The organism is Micromonospora sp. BQ32 (assembly GCF_059358895.1).
On the sequence record NZ_JCADBI010000028.1, the window covers coordinates 33,917 to 51,224 of the forward strand.

Here is a 17,308-nt window from a genome sequence, read left to right on the forward strand (position 1 = left end):
GGGGTTAGTGGACTGCGGGGGTTGCGGTGAGGGTGGCGGTGGTGGTGTCGAGGGTGGCGGTCGTGCCGATGGGGACGGTCAGTTGGTTGGGGCCGTGGCCGATGGGGAGGCCGCCGAGCACCGGTACGCCCAGGTCGCCGAGGCGTTCGGTGAGTACGTCGACGATCGTGGTGTCCCAGCCGTCGCCGCAGTCGGTGAACTGCCCGACCGCCACCCCGGCCAGTCCGTCCAGCACGCCGGCCCGGCGCAGGTGGGTGAGCATCCGGTCGACCTTGTACGGGGGCTCCTGCACGTCCTCGATCAACAGCACCGCACCGGTCAGGTCGGGCAGGTCGGGGGTGCCGATCGACGCGGCGATCATGCACAGGTTGCCGCCGAGCAGGGTGCCGGTGGCGCGACCCGGAACCCGTACGCCGAAGGTCTCCTCGGTGGGGACCGCGGTGATCGACACCGGTTCGGTCGTCATCAGCGCCGCGTGCAGGGACTCGGCGGAGCGCAGCGGCGTCCGCTCGTCACGCCAGGCCGCCCCGGGGCCGTGCACCCCGGCCAGGCGGGCGCCCCGCCACAGCGCGAACTGCAACGCGGTGATGTCCGAGAAGCCGGCCACCACCTTCGGATCGCGGCGGACGGCGGCCATGTCGATGGCGTCCACGATCCGTTGGGCGCCGTAGCCGCCACGGGTGCAGATCACCCCGCGCACCTGAGGGTCGGCGAAGGCGGCGTTCAGGTCGGCGGCACGCAGGTCGTCGGTGCCGGCCAGGTAGCCGTGGCGGGCGTACGCGTTTGGCGCCGGAACCGGGCGCAGGCCCCAGCCGGTGAGCAGCTCCATGCCCCGGGCCACCCGCTCCGGCGAGGTCGGCCCGGACGGCGACACCAGCAGCACCGTGTCACCCGGGCGCAACACGGGCGGGCGTACGGCGGCGGTGTCCTCGCTGATCACAACCGCAGAGCCTAACGACCCGGCGGTGGCCTGGGACCCGGGCACGGGCGGCGGGAGGCCGCGCGGCCCGTGCCGGGGCGTGGTGCCATGCGGCGTACCGGCTAGCCTCGACGGGTGGCAACCGCGCTGGTGATCGAGAACGACCCGACGGACGACGCGCGCCGGCTGGGTGAGTGGCTGACCGAGGCTGGGCTGGAGCTGTGGGTGGTGCGCCCGCACGCCGGCGACGAGCTCCCCGCCGACCTGGAGGGGTACGCGGCGCTGGTGGTGCTCGGCGGCGACCAGCAGGCGTACCCGTTGCCGGACGGCTCGCCCGGCGCACCCTGGTTTCCCGCCGTGGAGGGCCTGCTGCGCAAGGCCGTCCGGTACCGGGTGCCGACCCTGGCGGTCTGCCTGGGCGCGCAGCTGCTCGCCACCGCGCACGCCGGGTTGGTGGAGCGCAGCCCGTCCGGGCCGGAGATCGGCCCCGGCGTGGTCGGCCGGCGCGACGCCGCCGAGAACGACCCGTTGTTCCGGTACGTGCCGTTGATCCCGGACGTGCTCCAGTGGCACGCCGACGAGATCACCGAGCTGCCTCGGGGCGCGACCCTGCTGGCCGCCTCCACCCGCTATCCGCATCAGGCGTTCCGCCTCGGTGACCGGGCGTGGGGGTTGCAGTTCCACATCGAGTGCGACGCCGCGATGATCGCCGACTGGGCCACCGACTCGGCCCAACTCGCCGAGCTGGGCTACGACCCGGAGCTGGTGGTCGCGGCCTGCGCCTCGGTGCTGCCCGACGTCGAGGAGGTCTGGCAGCCCTTCGCCGCCCGGTTCGCCGCGCTGGCCCTCGGCGAGTTGGACGACAGCACGACGCGGCGCGGCCTGCCGCTGCTCGGGCAATGAGCCGGCCGACCAGGGCGCCGGGCCGGCTCGCCCGGTACGGCTTCGGCACCGCCGAAGGCGACGGCGGCGCGCGCGCCGCGGACCTGCTCGGCTCGGAGGGGCTGCGGCTGTGGCGGCCGGCCGAGCAGGAGCCGGTCGACGAGGCCGCCGCGGAGCTGCTCGCCGCGCTGTCCCGGGCCGCCGACCCGGACCTGGCGCTGCGCCAGCTGCACCGCATCGTGGAAGCCGAAGGCCGCGCCACCGAGGGCACCGCCGCATCGCCGCTGCTCGCGGACCTGCACAACGACCCCGGGCTGCGGCGGCGGCTGATCGCGGTGCTCGGCGCGTCGTCGGCGCTCGGCGACCACCTGGTGGCCCACCCCGAGCACTACCAGGCGCTGCGGACCGCCTCGGACGGGCTCGCCCCGATCGCGGAGGGGCGGCTGGAGCCGACCGGCGGCGGTAACCCGGTGGCGGCGCTGCGGACCGCGTACCGCCTGGCGTTGTTGCGGATCGCGGCGGCCGACCTGACCGGCGGTCGCGGCCTGGAGCAGACGATGGCCGCGCTCTCCGCGCTGGCCGACGCGACGCTTTCCACGGCGTACGAGATCGCGGTCGCCGAGCTGGCGGAGGGGACCGAGCGGCCCCGGCTCGCGGTCGTGGCGATGGGCAAGTGCGGCGGCGGCGAGCTGAACTACGTCTCCGACGTGGACGTCATCTTCGTCGCCGCCGAGGACGCCGACCTGTCCGCCGCGACCCTGGTGGCGACTCGGTTGATCTACATCTGCGGGCTGGTCGCCTGGCCGGTGGACGCCGCGCTGCGCCCCGAGGGCAGCCGGGGCCCGCTGGTGCGGACCCTCGCCAGCCACCTGGCCTACTACCGGCGGTGGGCGCGCACCTGGGAGTTCCAGGCGCTGCTCAAGGCCCGCCCGGCCGCCGGTGACCTGCCGCTGGCCCAGGAGTGGATCGACCAGCTCGCGCCGCTGGTCTGGCGGGCGGCCGAACGGCCCGAGGCGGTCGAGGACGTCCGCGCCATGCGCCGCCGGATCATCGACCACATCCCGCCGAAGGAGCTTGAGCGCGAGATCAAGCGCGGCCCCGGCGGACTGCGCGACATCGAGTTCGCCGTCCAGTTGCTGCAACTCGTGCACGGTCGCGGCGACGAGACGCTGCGCCCGCCCGGCACCATCCCGGCGTTGCGCGCGCTCGTCGCCGGCGGCTATGTCGGGCGGGCCGACGGCGAGGCCCTGCTGCGCGGCTACCGCTTCCTGCGCAGCGTCGAGCACCGGCTGCAACTCCAGGGCCTGCGTCGTACGCACACCGTGCCCGCCGAGCCGGGCGCGCTGCGCTGGCTCGCCGCCGCGCTGGGTTTCACGGCCGCGCCAGGGCGCAGCGCCGTGGAGAGCTTCCGGGCCGAGTGGGTCACCCACGCCACCGAGGTACGCCGACTGCACGCCAAACTGCTCTACCGGCCGCTGCTGGAGTCGGTGGCCCGGGTACCGGCCGACGGGTTGCGGCTCACCCCGGAGGCGGCCCGGAACCGCCTGGAGATCCTCGGCTTCGCCGACCCGGCCGGTGCGTTGCGCCACCTCCAGGCGCTCACCGGCGGGGTGAGCCGCACGGCGGCCATCCAGCGCACCTTGCTGCCGGTGCTGCTCAGCGAGTTCGCCGACGCGCCGGAGCCGGACCGGGGGCTGCTCAACTACCGCAAGGTCTCCGACAAGCTGGGCAGCACCCCCTGGTATCTGCGGCTGCTGCGCGACGGCGGCCCGGTCGCCCGCCGGTTGGCCCGGGTCCTCGCCCTGTCCCGGTACGTCGCCGACCTGCTCGCCCGCGACCCGGAGGCGCTGCGGCTGCTGGCCGAGGAGAACGAGCTGGCGCCACGCGCGCCCGAGGTGCTGCGGGAGGGGTTCCTGGCGGCGGCGGCCCGGCACACCGACCCGGTCGAGGCCACCAGCGCGGTGCGCGCGCTGCGACGTCGGGAGCTGGTCCGGGTGGCCTGCGCCGACGTGCTCTGCCGGGCGGGCGCGCTCGCACCCAGCCCCACCCGGCCGGACGGCGCGAACCGGCCGGCCCCCGGGCTGTCCGACATCACCGCGGTCGGTACGGCGCTCGCCGACGTCACCGACGCCACCCTGGCCGCCGCACTGCGGGCCGCTCAGGCCAGCCAACCGGCACCAGCCGGGCTGCGGTTCGCGGTGATCGGCATGGGCCGGCTCGGCGGGTACGAGTCGAACTACCTCTCCGACGCCGACGTGCTCTTCGTCTACGACCCGCCGCCGGGCACCAGCGAGAGCGCCGCCAGCGCCGCCGCGCACGCCGTCGCCGAGGAGCTGCGCCGACTGCTCGGCGTACCCGCCCCCGACCCGCCGCTGGGCGTCGACGCCGACCTGCGGCCGGAGGGCCGCCAGGGCCCGCTGGTGCGCAGCCTCGCCGCGTACGCGCAGTACTACGTCCGCTGGTCGCGGGTGTGGGAGGCGCAGGCGCTGCTGCGCGCCCGGTTCGTCTGCGGCGACGCCGACCTGGGCGCCGAGTTCGAGGCGATGATCGAGCCGGTGCGCTACCCGGCCGACGGGCTGACCCGCGAGCAGGTCGTCGAGATCCGGCGGATCAAGGCCCGGGTGGAGACCGAACGGCTGCCGCGGGGCGCCGACCCGGCAACCCACACCAAGCTGGGGCGCGGCGGGCTGGCCGACGTGGAGTGGGCGGTGCAACTCGTCCAGCTCCGGCACGCCGGCGCGATCCCGGCGCTGCGCGGCACGCGTACCCTCGACGCCCTCGCGGCGGCCGAGCGGGCCGGCCTGATCGACCCGGCGGACGCCGCGGAGATGGCCGCCGGTTGGGCCCTGGCCGCGCAGGTCCGCAACGCGTTGATGCTGGTCCGGGGCCGGGCCGGCGACCAACTGCCCCGGCACGGGGTGGAGTTGGCCGGAGTGGCCCGACTGCTCGGCCGAGACGACCCGGGGGAGTTCCTCGACGAGTACCTGCGCACCGGCCGCCGCTCCCGCGCCGCGGCCGAACGGGTCCTCGATGCCTGACGCGTCGCCGCGCCCAACCGGGTGGCGCGCCGCGGGCACCGGGTGGGCGGTCGCGGCGGCGGTCGCCGTGGTGCTCGCCGTCGCGTTCCTCGTCGCGCCGCCGATGGGCACCGACCTCGCCGCCCAGGTGGCCCGTGCCGGGTTCACCGAGCGGTACGGGGCTGCGCCGGTCGACTTCGGCTGGTACGGCGGCGTCAACCAGTACGGCTACAGCCTCTTCACCGCCCGGTTGGGCGCGCTGATCGGGGTGCGTCCGCTGGGCGCGGTCGCCGCGGTGGTCGGCGCTGCCGCGCTGGGTTGGCTGTTCACCCGCAACCGGGCCCGCCGGCCGCTGCTGGCCGGCGTCCTCGGCGCTGTGGTGCTGGTCGGCAACCTGGCGAGTGGTCGGATCACGTTCGCGGTCGGGTTGGCGTTCGGGTTGCTGGCGCTCTGCGCGGTCAGCGCGGAACGCCCACCGCGCTGGGCCCGGTTGACGCTCGCCGCCGGCTGCGCCGCCCTGGCGACGGCGGCGAGCCCGGTCGCCGGCCTGTTCACCGGGCTGGCCGGTGCGGCGTTGCTGCTGGCCGCCCTGCGTACCGGCGACGGGCCGGGTCGACCGCTGCCCGGAGGCTGGCGGGCCGAGCGACCACTGGCCGAGGGGTTCGTCCTGGCCGTGGCGCCCGCCGTCACGCTCGCCCCGATCGCGTTCGTCTTCGGCAACGGCGGCACCCAGCCGTACTCGGCCGAGTCGATGCGCATCAACGTCGCGCTCGCGGTGCTGGTGGCGGTCGTGCTGCCGCGTCGCCGCCGGGTCTTGCGCGTCGGCGCGGCGCTCACCGTGCTGCTCCTGGTCGGGGCGTACTACCTGCCCAGCCCGATCGGGTCCAACGCGCTACGGCTGCCGATGCTGTTCGCGCTGCCCGTGCTGGCCGGGTACGCCGCGTTGCCGGGGCCGTGGCTGGCCGGGCTGCTCGCCGCGACCGTGTGGTGGCAGTCGCCGGTGATGATGAGCGACGTGACCCGGGCCGGCGCCCCGGAGAGCGCCGCGAGCTTCTACCAACCGCTCGTCGCCGAACTCGACCGGCGGCAGCCGGCCGGGCGAATCGAGGTGGTGCCGCTGCGCGATCACTGGGAGTCGGCGTACCTGCCGCCGACCGTGCCACTGGCGCGTGGGTGGGAACGCCAGGTCGACAGCGACCGCAACGCGCTGTTCTACGACGGCAGCCTGAACGCGCAGACGTACGAGCAGTGGTTACGGCACGAGGCGGTGAGCTACGTGGTGCTCGCCCCCGACGCACCCGCCGACCGGTGGGGCCGCGACGAGGCCGCGCTGATCCGCGCCGGCCTGCCGTACCTGCGGGAGGTCTGGCGAGACTCCACCTGGCGGATGTACGCCGTGGTCGATCCCACCCCGCTGGTCGGTGCCCCGGGTCAACTCGTCGCCGCCGACCGAGGAGCGGTCCGGCTGACCGCCACGCCCGGGGACGTGCCGGTCCGGGTGCGCTGGTCGCGCTGGCTCACGTTGAACGGCCCGGACGGCTGCCTGCGACCGGACGCGGACGGGTGGACCGAGGTGCGGGTCCGCACCGCCGGCGACTACACGGTCTCCAGCGGGCTGGCGCCGGCGCGCCACTGCTGACCGTCCGGGTGCCTGCCGTCGGCACCCCGCCGTGATGCTGGCAGCATGTCCGGCGTGCCTTCCCACCTCGCGCGCTGGACCGGCCTGGCCGGCTCGATGCTGCTCGCGTTCTCCGCCTTCCTCGGCGGCGCGTTCCCCAGCGGCCCCCTGCGCAGCACCCCGGTCAGCATCTGGCAGGGGCCCGACGGCCCGCTGATCCTCGCCGCCTGGGCGGTCGGCACCGGCCTGATGGCGTACGCCTGGTGGGCGTTGCGCGACGGGGGACCCTCGACGCGGTGGGCCCTGGTCACCGTCGGGCTCTGGCTGCTGCCGTTGCTGATCGCGCCGCCCTTCGGCAGCCGGGACGTGTACGCGTACGCCTGCCAGGGCGCCAGCTTCGTCGGCGGCATCAGCCCGTACGAGCAGGGCGTCTCCGCGCTGCCCTGCCCCTGGCTGGACACGGTCTCGGTCATCTGGCGCGACACCCCGGCGCCGTACGGGCCGCTGTTCGTGCTCATCGCGGGCGCCGTGGTGAAGGCCACCGGTTCGCTGACCGCCAGCATCGTGCTGTTCCGAGCGCTGTCGCTGATCGGCGTGGTCCTCACCGCGTGGGCCCTGCCGGCGCTGGCCCGTCGGGCCGGTGTACCGGCGAAGCGGGCGGTGTGGCTGGCGTTGGGTTCCCCGCTGGTTGCCGCGCACCTGGTCGGTGGCCCCCACAACGACGTGCTGATGCTCGCCGCGCTGGTCGGTGGGCTGGCCGTGGTGGCCGCACACCCGGGCCGGCGCGGAATGCTGCTGGTCGGCGGGCTGCTCCTCGGAGTCGCGGTGGCGATCAAGGTGACCGCCGTGGTGGTGGTGCCGTTCGCCGCGCTGGCGGCCACCGCCGGGCCGTACCGGATCCGCACACTGATCCGCGACGGCGGCTGGGTGGTCGGCGGCACGGCCGCCACCGTGGTCGGCGTGACCGTCGCCGGCGGGCTGGACTTCGGTTGGGTCGGCGGGCTGTCCCAGGGCGGCGCCGCCATCGCCTGGACCTCCCCGCCGACCGCCGTCGGGCAGACGGTCGGGTACGTCGCGGCGCTGTTCGGCGGCCACATCGACGCGCTGCCGGTCACCCGCGGGATCGCCGTGATCCTCCTGGCCGTACTGCTCGTCTGGCTCTGGTGGCGGGCCCGCACCCGCGACCCGCTGTACCACGCCGGCCTCGCGCTCGCCCTCACCGTCGCGCTCGCCCCCGTCGTGCACCCCTGGTACTGGACCTGGCCGCTGTTCGTGCTGGCCGCCACCGCCCAGCGCACCAGATGGTTCACCGTGGTCGCCCTGGTCGCGTCGTTCCTGGTGCTGCCCGACGGCACCGGGCTGCCCCGGTACACCAAGACGGTCGGGGCGCCGCTGATGACGCTGTTGGTGATCGTGCTGGTCATCCGGTTGGTACGGTCGGCTCGGGCGGCCCGTCAGCCGGTCGCCGCCGATTGAGGGAAGGTGCGCCGGTGACCGCTCCCGGCCCGCCTGTTCCGCCGCCGCCTGTGTCGTTGGCGTCGTCGGGTGCCCGGTACGCGGGTCTGGCCGGCGCGGTCTTGCTCGCCGTTGCCGGATACCTCGGCGGGGCGCTGCCCGACGCCCCGCTGGGCGTGACACCCGCGTCGATCTGGCGAACCCCGGGCGGCCCCGCGACGCTGACCTGCTGGCTGATCGGCACGGTGCTGCTGGTCGGGGCGTGGTGGTCACTGCGCGAGGGTGCGCCGTCGACCCGCTGGGCGTACGTCACCGCCGCGCTGTGGGCGCTACCGTTGCTGGTCGCGCCGCCGCTGGGCAGCCGGGACGTCTACTCGTACGCCTGCCAGGGCTGGACGTACGCGCACGGCGGCGACCCGTACGCCGTGGGGGTGGCCGCGGCGGGTTGCCCCTGGCTGGACACGGTGGCCCCGATCTGGCGGGACACCCCGGCACCGTACGGGCCGGTGTTCGTCCTGCTCGCGGCGTTTGCGGTCAGCCTCGGTGGCGGGCTCACCGGCACCATTGTGGCGCTGCGCGTGATCGCCGTGGCGGGGCTGCTGCTGGCCGCGCTCTGCCTGCCCGGTCTGGCGCGGGCGGCCGGGGTGCCCACCCGGCGGGCGGCCTGGTTGGCGCTGGCCGGTCCGCTGGTCGGCGTACACCTGGTGGCCGGCGCACACAACGACGCTGTGATGCTCGGCCTGCTGCTGTCCGGGCTGCTGATCGTGGTCCGTCGACCGGGTCGGCCGGCGGCGTTGTTGCTGGCCGGGGCACTGCTCGGGCTGGCGGTCACGGTGAAGGCCAGTGCCGTGGTGGTGGTGCCGTTCGCCGCGCTGGCCGGGATGCCCGACCAGTACACCGTACGGGCGTTGCTGCGCCACGGTGGTTGGCTGGCCGGCGGGCTACTCGCCGCGCTGCTGGTCACCTCGACGGTGTCCGGCCTCGGCTTCGGCTGGGTGGGCGGGCTGACCCACAGTGGCGACTCGGAGCAGTGGACGTCGCCACCCACCGCCGTGGGCTTCGTGGTGGACTACGCCGGCGCGCTGGTCGGCCGGGACCCGCAGGCGGTGCCGGTGGTCCGCGCGGTCGCGCTGCTGCTGCTCGTCGGGGTGCTGGTGGTGCTCTGGTGGCGGGCCTGGCAGACCCTGCGCCGGCTGCCCGAGGTGGCGGGTCCCGAGGTGGCGGATCCCGCGCTGGCGGGTCCCGAGGTGTCGGCTCCCGAGGTGGCGCGTTCCCGGGTTGCGTTGCACGGCGCGGCGTTGGCGCTGGTCGCCACTGTCGTCCTGTCCCCGGTCTTCCACCCCTGGTACGCGACCTGGCCGCTGGCGCTGCTCGCGCTCACCGCCGCCAGTACGACGTGGTTCGTGCTGCCCGCCGCGGCGGCAGCCTTCCTCACCCTGCCCGACGGCACCAACCTGGCCCGCGTCACCAAGGCACCCGGTGCCCTGGCGATGACCGCACTGCTCCTGACCGTGCTCGTACGCGCCCTGCGCCCCGCCCGCCGGCATCGTTGATCATGAGGTTGACGGGGCAGTCTGAACGGAACGCCTCGCCAATCTCACGATCTTGTGGCGGAGCGCGGCGGGGCGCGGCGCGGCGGGCGAAGCGAGCCGGGCCGGCTCCGCGGTGAGCGGAGCCGGCCCGGCCGGTGTTCGAGCGACTGCTCAGCAGTCGTCGTGCTTGGACTGCTCAGCAGTCGTAGTACATGGCGAACTAACCGCGCGTGGCGGTTGACCCGGGGGAGTGGCGTAGATCAAGGCGCTGAGTAGGTCGTACGCCGTATATCAACTTCCATCGTTGTCCACTGTTTCCAGGATGTCCGACTCCGCTTGATGCGTTACGTCGTGGCTTCATTTGAAGGGTTACAGGTGGGGCGAGGTTCGCTGACTACGTGGCGTGAAGGAGAACGTCGCTCTCGCTCCTCGCTGCCTGCCTGACGTCTGTCCTGGGCGTCCGGGATGCTGTAGACCATGCCGATGAACCGCCGCATGCTGCTCCTGGCCGGGATCGTCGCAGCCGGATCGGCTGGTGCAGCCTTGGTGGCAGTAACCCGAGGCGAGGGCAATCGTCGTCGGCCGGACCCCGCTGAACCATCGGGTCGGCGGGCGTTGCGGTCGGACCTCGACGTTCATTTTCGTCCAGCTTCCGAGTTCGTCTTGCCAGACGGGGTCCGAGGGATGACCAACATCCACCGAGCAGGATTGCTGCGCCTACCTACGGGACGTCTCATCGCTGCTGATCCCAGCTGGCTCCCAGGCTGGCAGCGTTCGGGCATCGCGCCCTACACCACCACGGTGCCCGCCGGGGCCTACCCGGTTACCCTGGCGCTCGTCAGGTTTCAGACCGACCAAATGCGCCCGGCCGCGATGGTCACCGCGGCCAAGCTGACGATTCGTGATGCGCCCGTCTCCACCTGGGAGTTAGCGCTACGCCCTGGTGAAAACCCGGCAACTTTGGCCGAAGATGAGTTCTTCGGCGTCGGCGTCGACGTCGCCACCGTCTGCCTCTTCGACGCGACGGTGCTCACCACGATGGCCCGGAAATCCGAAGATCAGCCTCAGCTCTTCGAGGTATGGCAGGCTGATCAGCCCGTTGAGGTCGCTGACACCGAATCGAAGGCCAACCTCATCGCGTTCCAGAGCGGCCTCGGCGACGGTCACTACCCCGTGTGGATCGGACGCACCGCAGACCGACACATCGCCTGCTTCGTGGTCGACATGCGCGTCGGATAAGCCCGCCACCCCGCGTTGCCTCCAGTCGTCCCAGGGGCCCTGGCCGACCTGGAAGCGCGGTGACGCTGCGTAGCAGTGAAGGCCCGTGATGCAAGAAAGTGTCACCCAACATCTGACATCGATCCGTCACCCATCATGTGGAGCCCGACAGAGAAGGGAGGCGAAAAGTGATCCGACAACTGATCTGCGACGGATCTCCGTCAACTGATGCGCGACAGGTCCAGCGACCTAGCTGCGTGACGCTGACGTCGCCTCCCGGCGCGCGCCGTCGCGGAGTTTCCGCCGATCCGGCATGCTGAACCCTGGCAAACCGACCCACCACTATCGGGGAAAACCGTGACGGCAGCGCAGCCCAGCCAGGCCGACCTCACCCGGGTCATGGATGCCCACCCGATACTCTGCGACTACGGTTACGGAAAGTACGCGGTGGCTGGCTTTGACCACGCTGCCGACCGGGCCGCCCTCGCTGACAACCTCGACCAGGTGCGCACCGCATACGCCTGGCTGGGCACCCTTCACCCCGCTGGCGACCGGCCCTGGCCCACCTCGTACGGGTTGAAGCACGACGGGGAACACGCCGGGATCGGGTACGTCACCAACGGCGCCATGATTGCCGCCGCCTACCTCGCTGACGTGCCCGTGCGGGTACACCCCGACTCCCCCAACCCCGAGCTCGGCGTCGCCCTCATCCCACCCAAGACGCCCGCACCGGACGGCAGTTTCACCGCGTGGCTCGCCGGCCACGCCAACGCCAACCACCCGATCGGTGGCCTGTCCCGCGACGTCGCCGGCGACGACTGCTGGCCTACCACCGGCACCGACTACCGTCAGTTTGCCGACCACCTCGCCGAGCACTTCGCCTATGAACCAGCTTGGAGGACCCTGCGGGAGGCATGGGAGGCGTACAGCGGGCACCCCGCTCCCTCGGACGACGAGGATGAGGAGTCCGTTCGAGGCGGAAGCGTGACACGACGATCGCCGGCGACGGGCCCTCCGCCCGTACTGTCGGATGCTGTCGGTAGCCTGAGAACATCGCTCGTCTACGAGCATGAACAGCAAGTCGAGCAGAGGGCGACAGTGACCGCAGTCGAGCAGGTGTTCTTGGAGTGCGAGCGAGCCCGAGCTGACGGTGACTTGATCAAGCGGGTCTCGGCCAGTGACAAGGAGTACCACTTCCAGAACTGGCTACAGGCCCGCATCGAAGCCTGCGCGCTGAACTACGACGAGCCGGGACGCAACACGTACCCCGACTTCCGATTGGTCGACCACCCGGAGGGCTACGAGGTCAAGGGCCTGGAGTTCCCAGGCCGTGAGGCCGACTACGACTCGAACTCGCAGGTGCCGACGGGCAAGCACAACGGTCGCGAGGTCTTCTACGTGTTCGGCCGTTACCCGAAGGCTGAACGCGGTGTCGATGAGTACCCGGTCGTCGACCTGGTGGTCTGCCACGGCAGCTTCCTTAACGCCAACCAGGAGTACGTCCACAAGAACAAGTCGTTCCGCGGATTCGGCTCCTACGGCGACATCCTCGTCCGCGACCGCAAGATGTACGTCGTGCCGACCCCCTTCGCTCTCGCCTCGGGCACCGCCGGTCTTGCCACGCTCATCCTCCCGGCCAACTACGAGATCCAGTCCGACCAACTCGTCCAGGTTGGCGACCTCGACCGCGTTGAGGTCGACGAGGTGCTCGTGTCCTACGAGTTCAATATGCAGACCAACGAGATGGTCACGCACAGGGAGCCGAACCCGAACGCCGGCACGGTTCACCGGTTCCACGCCTACCGGTCACGCGGGGCGGGTGACTCCAAGAAGGTCACGCTCAACGGATCCCGCTCGTGACCTCTGTCGTGCCAGCGCAGACCAGCTTGGAGTCGACGTTCCCGGCTGCGATGCTCAGCGCCGTCGGCACCAAGGAATCCTGGCGCAAGGAAGTTCACCGCCCGGCCACCAGCACGCACAAGTGGTGGGCCAAGCGGCTGGGTACCGTCTTTCGCGGCATCCTCACCTCAGCTGTCACGCCCGAAGGCGATGACGCCGCGTCCGCGTACGGCTCGGCCGTCAACCTGGCGGGTGCCGTGGTGCTCGACCCGTTCTCGGGATCGGGCGTGACGGGCGTCGAGGTGCTGAAGCTCGGTGGCCGAGCCGTCTGCTTCGACATCAACCCTGTGGCGACCCTGGTCCAGCGCCAAGCAATGCAGCCCTGGGACATGCAGGCTCTGACAACCGCGTATGCCGCCGTCGAGGCGGCTTGCCGCGAGGAGGTCGACCGCCTCCACCAGACCGAGGACGGCCGGACGGTCCTGTACTACTTCTGGGTCGCGACCGTCGAATGCCCCGACTGCTCGGACCGCGTGCGCCTGTTCGACTCACCGGTCTTTTCCAAAAACGCCTATCCGAAGCGCGTTCCGAAGGCCCAGATCGTCTGTCCGGAGTGCCTGGCGGTCCAGGAGAGCCGCTACGACTTCGAGACCGCCACCTGCCCGAACGGACACGCGATCACCCAGCGCGGGGCCGTCCGTGGCCAGGTGGCGAGCTGCCGGCACGGCCACAGCTTCAAGACCCTGTCGGCGCTCAACGGCAGCCGGCCCGATTACGAGATGTACGCGAAGGTGGTGGCGAACCGGGACGGGTCTAAGGTCTACGAGGCCATCACTGACTGGGATCGCGACCTCTACGACGAGTGCGTGGAGTTGCTCGCTGGCTGGCCTGACACGGCTGTCCTCCCGCGAGGCGAACTCGCGCGCGGCAACAACACTGACCAGGCGCTGAAGTGGAACTTCCGCCAGTGGCGCGACTTCTTCAACGCCCGTCAGCTGGTCTCACTCTCGATGATCGCGACTGCGATCCGTGACCTGCCGGGCCCGGCCGCCGAACGCGAGGCACTCTGCGCACTCTTCTCGGGCACCCTCGAGTTCAACAACCTGTTCACGTCTTTCAAGGGCGAGGGCACCGGCGCTGTCCGCCACATGTTCAGCCACCACATCCTCAAGCCGGAGCGGACGCCGCTCGAGGCCCACCCATGGGGGACGCCCCAGTCGTCGGGGGCGTTCTCGACGCTATACAAGAGCCGTCTGCAGCGTGCCCACGAGTACAAGGCGGAGCCGGCCGACCTCGTCGACGACGGCACCGATATTAACCGCGTCACCGGGCTCTCCGAGCCGTTGGCGGCGACCATCGCCGACTCCTGGGACTCGTTTTCGGCCACCACTGTCCAGGCTGCCTACGTCGCCACCAGGAACTCGGCGGACACGGACCTCCCGGAGGCGTTCGTCGATCTGGTCATCACCGACCCGCCGTACATGGACAACGTCCACTACGCCGAGCTCGCCGACTTCTTCCACGCCTGGCTCCAGGAGATGCAGCCGTACGAGGGGTACGCCCAGACGCCCACGACACGCCGGGCGGGCGAGGTCCAGCACGCGGACCCGGCCGAGTTCGGCAAGGCGATCGAGGCCGTTTGGGCGGAGTGCGCCCGGGTCCTGAAGCCTGGCGGACTGCTGGCCTTCACCTTCCACCAGGCCCGGATCAGCGGATGGGTCCAGGTGGTCGAGTCGCTGCGGCGGTCCGGCTTCGTGGTGACCGCCGTCCAGCCGGTCAAGGGCGAGATGACGACGAGCATCGTCAAGGCCGGCGCACGGGAGCCCTCGAACCTGGACAGCGTGGTGGTTTGCCGTCGGGCCGTCGACGGCGCGACCAACCCGAACCGCTCGATTGAGGAAGCGCTCGCCACTGCGCAGAAGGAGCTGGCCGCTCTGCGGGACGCCGGCGTCGACGTCGGCGCGGGCGATGTCCGTTCGGTCGTGCGCGGATCCTTGCTGGCATATTTCGCGTCCGTGGGCACATCCTTGGACGACGCCGTCACTACTCAGGTCGACGACCTGGCGACGGGGACCATCACCGCGCTGCTCGCCGCAGCCTGACCCCCGCGCCTCCTCGACCTCCGCTTCTGAGCCGTGGCAGAGGATGGGTCCATGCCTCGATCCGCGTCGTTGGACGCAGAGTGACGCCGGCACGCTGGCGCTCAGCACGCCGCATCGTGCCGGTCAGCTCGGCGCCTGGTGACGGTTGGACGGGTGGATGCGCGCCGCAGCGATCTGCTCCAGCTCCTTCTGCGACAGAAGGTAGTCTCGGCGACTGAACCCTCGCTCTCGGCCGTCCATGATGCGACGGAACTCGGACAGCATCCGCAGGTACGTGTCGAGCACGCGCGAATGCGAGTTCCCGTTGTCGTTGCGCTCCAACTGGGGCTTGAGTTCCGTCCAGCGGTCGTCGTCGCGCATCAGGAAGTCGACTCGCCGGTAAAGCCGGCCTCAAGGATCCTCGCCCGCATCAGCTGGTAGGCGAGGTCACCGTCGACGTCGTTGGCATCCTCCGGCAGCACGCGGCCGAGGATCGCACTGGACGAGCGGCTCATCCGCGCCGGCCTCGGCATCACGGTGGCGACCCTCGCGCAGGTGTTCGCCGATCACCACCCCGGTAGCCCGGCACGGTCACCGCGCCCGGGCTGCGGCTTCGCTACCCCGACGGGGTGACGGACTGCCCGATCAACGCCACCGTCCGCCCCCTGCTCTACCGGCGACGTGGCGAGGACAAGCAGGCGCTCAACGTGCTGACGCCTGACCAGTTCGCCGACCTGCACAACCTCAAGACCGCCCGGTCCCAACCGGACGGCAACCCGCAGGGCGGCCCAACCCACGCCGCCGGCCTCCCGTGAGGAACCGACCCTGTTCGGCCTCGCTGACGGGAGGGCCACGGCATGACCACCAACCCGACCAACCTCCGGCCGGCGGCCGGTGAGCCCCGGTTGGCGTCGATCGCCTCGTGGGCGGTGCTGGCCGCGTCGTTCGGCCTGTCCGCCTCCACCTGGATCGCGCTGGCCGAACTCGCCGGCTTCACCGCCCGCATCACGATCCCCGGCACCTCGGTCAGCCTCGCCCTGGCCTGGCTGATGCCCATCGCGGTCGACGGCTGCGTGGTCGTCGCCCTGGTGCTGTGGATGGCTCCCGTGCCCGCACGGGTCGCCGCGTTCGCTAAGAAGAACACCTACGGTGCGGCCGGCATCGGCATCGCCGCGCAGTCGGCGTACCACCTGCTCCAGACCAACGCCAACACCGATGAAACTTGGCGCGTGGACATGGCCGCGATCGTCGGCGCACTGCCGCCGGCCGTTGCCGGCCTGGCCGTGCACATGCGCGCCCTGATCCGCCGGGATAGCGGCCGAACCCTGACCGCTGCCACCGGCACCGGCACCAACGTCCCCGGCACCCGCCGAGACGCCAACCCCGACCGTGACCGTTCCCGCCGTCCCGGCACCGACGCCGGTTCGGCCCGAGCTGCCGACCCCGGCAGAGCTCGCCACCCGGATCAGCGCACCGCGACCGGCCCCGCCCCCGGAGCCGTCGACGCCGCGGCCCGATGCGACTGTCCGCCCCGCCCGTGCGCGCCGACCTGAGCCGGGGCCAGTACATCGATGATTGGGCGGGCCGCATCACCGTCGCGACCCTCGCCTCGCTGTGGCGGGACGCCCAACTCCACACCGACAGCACAACGGTTCGGGTGGAGCACGCTGTCCGGCTCCACATGCTGCCGGGACTGGGCGCGCAGCAGATCAAGGATGTCCGCCCGAGCCACATCCAGGGATGGGTACGGGACCGGTCGACGGTCCTCGCTCCGACCACGCTACGGGTGGTTTACACCTACCTCAGCTCGATGTTCGCCATGGCGGTGCGGGACCGGCTGATCTCGGCCAGCCCGTGCGACAAGGGCATTCGGCTTCCGCCGGTCGGCCGGGGGAGCCGGGTCCTTCCCACGGCGGAGCAGGTGCACGACCTGGCGCGTCTGCTGCCGGCCCGGTTGGCCGCGACGGTCTAACTCGCGGCCGGTTGCGGGCTGCGCCTGGGTGAAATCCTCGGCTTGGAGGTGGACGACATCGACTTCGACGTGCGGGAGGTGCACGTCCGATGCCAACTCAAGGTGCTCAAGGGCCGTCAGCCGTTCCTCGGACCGGTCAAGACCAGCACCAGCGCCCGCACCGTCGAGCTGCCTGATGTCGTGGCGGTGGCGCTACGTCAGCACCTGGCCGACGGGTGCGACGCGGTCGAAGTCGACGACGACACGGACCGTCGCCGGCCGGTCCGCCGGGCCGCACGCCTGCTGTTCAAGGGTGTCGGCGGCGAGCCCGTCAACGCGGCGACCTTCTCGCGTACGTGGGCGAGCGCCCGGGAAGCGGTCGGCCTGCCGGCGCGGTGGGGGAAACACGGACTGCGGCACTACTACGCAACAGTCCTGATCCACGCGGGGCATCGGTGAAGACGGTGCAGCTCGCGTTGGGGCACAGCACGCCGACGGTCACGCTCAACACCTACATCCACGAGTGGCCGGACGTGCTCGACCGGACCCGGCTGCTCATTGACGGGGCGCTCGGTCAACACGGAACGGCGGCCACGCCGGCTGGGAGCCGGGCATGACCGCCGTCCGTGAGGTTGTACCCAACCTGTACCCAAGATCAGTAGCGATCCTGTTGTTCCAGGTCAGAGCCTTGATCAGGCTCAGCAGTCGTAGTACATGGCGAACTCGTGCGGGGTCGGGCGCAGACGCACCGGGTCGACCTCGTTGGCGCGCTTCCAGTCGACCCAGGTGGAGATCA

General features: G+C 71.9%; 16 protein-coding genes. 13 read left to right on the top strand and 3 right to left on the bottom strand.

What is annotated here, in order from left to right; genetic code table 11:
• Positions 1-4: 4 nt before the first annotated feature.
• A complete protein-coding gene (locus tag AC5L30_RS31710) occupies positions 5-940 on the bottom strand; it encodes a S66 peptidase family protein (protein ID WP_494871841.1) in 936 nt (311 codons plus the stop codon).
• A 114-nt stretch (positions 941-1,054) separates the two neighbouring features.
• On the opposite strand from AC5L30_RS31710, the gene AC5L30_RS31715 reads away from it, so the two are divergent.
• The 8 genes from AC5L30_RS31715 (at position 1,055) to AC5L30_RS31750 (ending at position 14,582) form a co-directional block, all read left to right on the top strand.
• Positions 1,055-1,822, top strand: coding sequence for a type 1 glutamine amidotransferase (locus tag AC5L30_RS31715; RefSeq protein WP_494871842.1), 768 nt, complete (start codon positions 1,055-1,057; stop codon positions 1,820-1,822).
• Positions 1,819-4,839 (top strand): bifunctional [glutamine synthetase] adenylyltransferase/[glutamine synthetase]-adenylyl-L-tyrosine phosphorylase, encoded by a 3,021-nt coding sequence (locus AC5L30_RS31720; RefSeq protein WP_494871844.1) that lies wholly within the window; start codon positions 1,819-1,821, stop codon positions 4,837-4,839. Before AC5L30_RS31715 ends, AC5L30_RS31720 begins: the two co-directional genes overlap by 4 nt.
• Positions 4,832-6,457: a hypothetical protein gene (locus tag AC5L30_RS31725; protein WP_494871846.1), complete on the top strand. Its 1,626-nt coding sequence runs from the start codon at positions 4,832-4,834 to the stop codon at positions 6,455-6,457. Before AC5L30_RS31720 ends, AC5L30_RS31725 begins: the two co-directional genes overlap by 8 nt.
• A 54-nt stretch (positions 6,458-6,511) precedes the next feature.
• On the top strand, positions 6,512-7,912 hold the full coding sequence (gene mptB / locus AC5L30_RS31730) for a polyprenol phosphomannose-dependent alpha 1,6 mannosyltransferase MptB (protein WP_494871848.1): 1,401 nt from the start codon (positions 6,512-6,514) through the stop codon (positions 7,910-7,912).
• A 14-nt stretch (positions 7,913-7,926) separates the two neighbouring features.
• Complete coding sequence (gene mptB / locus AC5L30_RS31735; RefSeq protein WP_494871849.1) at positions 7,927-9,444, top strand: polyprenol phosphomannose-dependent alpha 1,6 mannosyltransferase MptB; 1,518 nt, start codon at positions 7,927-7,929, stop codon at positions 9,442-9,444.
• Positions 9,445-10,107: 663 nt separating this feature from the next.
• On the top strand, positions 10,108-10,662 hold the full coding sequence (locus AC5L30_RS31740) for a DUF4241 domain-containing protein (protein ID WP_494871850.1): 555 nt from the start codon (positions 10,108-10,110) through the stop codon (positions 10,660-10,662).
• A 606-nt stretch (positions 10,663-11,268) separates the two neighbouring features.
• A complete protein-coding gene (locus AC5L30_RS31745; protein WP_494871852.1) occupies positions 11,269-12,501 on the top strand; it encodes a YozE family protein in 1,233 nt (410 codons plus the stop codon).
• Positions 12,498-14,582 (top strand): hypothetical protein, encoded by a 2,085-nt coding sequence (locus AC5L30_RS31750; protein ID WP_494871853.1) that lies wholly within the window; start codon positions 12,498-12,500, stop codon positions 14,580-14,582. The genes AC5L30_RS31745 and AC5L30_RS31750 overlap by 4 nt, the downstream gene beginning before the upstream one ends.
• 123 nt (positions 14,583-14,705) lie before the next feature.
• On the opposite strand, the gene AC5L30_RS31755 is transcribed toward AC5L30_RS31750, so the two are convergent.
• Both AC5L30_RS31755 and AC5L30_RS31760 read right to left on the bottom strand, forming a co-directional pair.
• Entirely contained in the window at positions 14,706-14,942 is a 237-nt protein-coding gene (locus AC5L30_RS31755) for a YfbU family protein (protein WP_494871854.1), read from the bottom strand.
• The gene (locus AC5L30_RS31760; RefSeq protein ID WP_494871856.1) at positions 14,942-15,076 is read right to left on the bottom strand and encodes a hypothetical protein; all 135 of its coding nucleotides are present in this window, start codon (positions 15,074-15,076) and stop codon (positions 14,942-14,944) included. Before AC5L30_RS31760 ends, AC5L30_RS31755 begins: the two co-directional genes overlap by 1 nt.
• Positions 15,077-15,190: 114 nt before the next feature.
• On the opposite strand from AC5L30_RS31760, the gene AC5L30_RS31765 reads away from it, so the two are divergent.
• Genes AC5L30_RS31765 through AC5L30_RS31785 form a run of 5 tightly spaced genes read left to right on the top strand, consistent with a single transcriptional unit; the run spans position 15,191 to position 17,129 of the window.
• Positions 15,191-15,376 (top strand): hypothetical protein, encoded by a 186-nt coding sequence (locus AC5L30_RS31765; RefSeq protein ID WP_494871858.1) that lies wholly within the window; start codon positions 15,191-15,193, stop codon positions 15,374-15,376.
• A gap of 42 nt (positions 15,377-15,418) precedes the next feature.
• Entirely contained in the window at positions 15,419-16,114 is a 696-nt protein-coding gene (locus tag AC5L30_RS31770; protein ID WP_494871860.1) for a hypothetical protein, read from the top strand.
• Entirely contained in the window at positions 16,099-16,533 is a 435-nt protein-coding gene (locus tag AC5L30_RS31775; RefSeq protein ID WP_494871861.1) for a hypothetical protein, read from the top strand. The genes AC5L30_RS31770 and AC5L30_RS31775 overlap by 16 nt, the downstream gene beginning before the upstream one ends.
• 48 nt (positions 16,534-16,581) lie before the next feature.
• Positions 16,582-16,971, top strand: a complete 390-nt coding sequence (locus AC5L30_RS31780; protein ID WP_494871862.1) for a tyrosine-type recombinase/integrase — start codon at positions 16,582-16,584, stop codon at positions 16,969-16,971.
• Positions 16,968-17,129: a hypothetical protein gene (locus AC5L30_RS31785; RefSeq protein WP_494871864.1), complete on the top strand. Its 162-nt coding sequence runs from the start codon at positions 16,968-16,970 to the stop codon at positions 17,127-17,129. Before AC5L30_RS31780 ends, AC5L30_RS31785 begins: the two co-directional genes overlap by 4 nt.
• Positions 17,130-17,308: the final 179 nt, after the last annotated feature.